This is a genomic window from Brachyspira suanatina (assembly GCF_001049755.1).
GTDB classification, from domain to species: Bacteria; Spirochaetota; Brachyspiria; order Brachyspirales; family Brachyspiraceae; genus Brachyspira; species Brachyspira suanatina.
Map to the genome: position 1 here is coordinate 1 of NZ_CVLB01000011.1, position 1,514 is coordinate 1,514.

At 25.3% G+C, this 1,514-nt stretch carries 1 protein-coding gene and 1 pseudogene; both read right to left on the reverse strand.

The features are described from left to right. Nucleotides 1–463 precede the first annotated feature (463 nt). Nucleotides 464–1,036, reverse strand: coding sequence for a hypothetical protein (locus BRSU_RS13995; RefSeq protein ID WP_048596206.1), 573 nt, complete (start codon nt 1,034–1,036; stop codon nt 464–466). A gap of 193 nt (nt 1,037–1,229) precedes the next feature. Next, nucleotides 1,230–1,514, reverse strand: a pseudogene (locus BRSU_RS14000) (hypothetical protein); the annotation flags it as partial.

Here is a 1,514-nt window from a genome sequence, read left to right on the forward strand (position 1 = left end):
ATTTTATTTTTCATAATCCTCATAATGATTTTATTATATATGCTTTTTTTGTCAATACAGTATAGATGTTTATTGAATTATTGACTGAATATAAAACAAAAAATATAGTTGTTTAGGTATATACTAAAAATTTTTAACTTTGTCAATTTTTTATTGTTCTTTTTCCCGCCGCACGCCTACCTAAATGTACTTCCTTCGGTCGCAGCGGATAGCGTCAAAGAACCTTATATCCTCGGCAAGCTCGGATACGCTTCGTGAAAGTGCAAGTGTAAAAATTAGTACTAAATCATACTAAAAATGTCTTACATGTAATATAATTTATTAAATTAAAGTCCAAATGTAGTCTTTTTGCTTCTTTGGGGCACCAAAAGAAGTGGGGTCTGGGGCAAAGCCCCAGATATAAAATTAAAAATATAAATTTATTTTTGACAAAATATAGTTGTTTAGGTATATACTAATAAATTTATGATATTTTTCTAATGATAATACAGGCTATAAAACCGAAAATCACTCCGCTGAAAGCTAAATATTCTCTATTACTTTCCATATTTATTACTATTACTATTAAAACGAATGCTATTAATGCCAGAGTAATAAACACTACTAATATTGTTTCTATAGTCTCTCTAATATCTTCTTTTATTTTTATATCTTCATGATAATATTTTTGGGCTATAATTGCGGTAATTGCAAGCGATAATACATAAGTCAGTGTATATACAATTAATACTCTCACTCCAATAATTTTCAAATCCACTTTTGAGCTGCTATATTTAGATAATAAAGTTCCTTTTAATAATATTGTTATCATTTCTTGAAGTACTTCTTCTTTGTCAAAATTTGCTGCATTAGTTTGTTTATTATTATCTATTATTTCTTTATCATTATATATTATTTCTTTTTTTTCTTGTATATTTTTATCAGCCTTAGCAAAAAATGATATTGCAGTAGGAGGTATAGTACAAGATAAGAAGAGATATATTATTAAAGCTATTACATTAACTTTGCTGTCATTTTTTTTCTTTTTAATTTTCATTTTTATTTAACTACTCTTTAATTATCATATATAGTTTTTCAATTCTAATGTACATAGTTTTTTTGTCAATACGGTATAGATGTTTATTGAATTATAAATTGAGTTAGTTTATTGTAATCGTAAAATTAAACTATTAAACAAAAAATTGATAAACTTAAAAAATTCAGTATGTATTTTTAGAATACTAATAAATTTATGTTATTTTCCTAATGATAATATAGGCTATAGAACCAAAAATCACTCCGCTGAAAGCTAAATATTCTCTATTACTTTCCATATTTATTACTGCTACTATTAAAATGAATGCAATTAATGCCAGAGTAATCAACCCTACTAATATTGTTCCTATAGTCTCTCTAATATCTTCTTTTATTTTTATATCTTCATGATAATATTTTTGGGCTATAATTGCGGTAATTGCAAGCGATAATATATAAGTCAGTCCATATACAATTAATACTCTTATACCAAGAATTTT

Coding starts and splice junctions, on each gene's coding strand:
- BRSU_RS13995 (WP_048596206.1), bottom strand. CDS start 1,036: ATGAAAATTAAAAAGAAAAAAAATGACAGCAAAGTTAATGTAATAGCT.